General features: G+C 46.9%; 1 pseudogene. It reads left to right on the plus strand.

Going from position 1 to position 510, the window contains the following annotated elements:
- Positions 1-385 (plus strand): annotated as a pseudogene (locus B5V81_RS08645) (late control protein); the annotation flags it as partial.
- Positions 386-510: the final 125 nt, after the last annotated feature.

A 510-nucleotide genomic window follows, 5' to 3' on the forward strand; every position in this document is an offset into this window, starting at 1 on the left:
CATTGAAGCTTCTTATTTTGATCGCTCAACAGGGCAACAGTGCCAAGTCAAGCATCAAACGGGGTTTAGCGGTCCCGTACGCCGTCTGCGCAGTTGTTATCCATGTCAAGAAGAAGCACAGACTGCTGCTGCTTCCGAGTCGGATCGCTTATGCCGTGCTGTGGGCAGTGGTTCCTTAACTCTTGCGGGACGCCCTGAAATCATGGCGGGTCAACCGCTCATCCTTCAAGGGTTCCGTGGGCAAATTAATGGACTATGGAAAGCCGCAACCGTTACCCACAGCTATGAAAAACAAAACGGATACACAACAGAAATCACCTTTGAGGCACCAGAAAAGGGAAACAAAACAGAAGAAAAGGAAACCTCTTCAGTGACAGAAAATTAAAGGATCAATTTGATTCTTTGATTGGTGATGAAGAGTATTGAGACCAAAATCAAAAGTTCGCACTTTGGTGTGGAGGTAAGGAATAGGTGCAAGTTGCATCAATTGCGGGAGTCCAGCAATAGGGT

Source organism: Bartonella queenslandensis (assembly GCF_018155095.1).
GTDB lineage: Bacteria > Pseudomonadota > Alphaproteobacteria > Rhizobiales > Rhizobiaceae > Bartonella > Bartonella queenslandensis_B.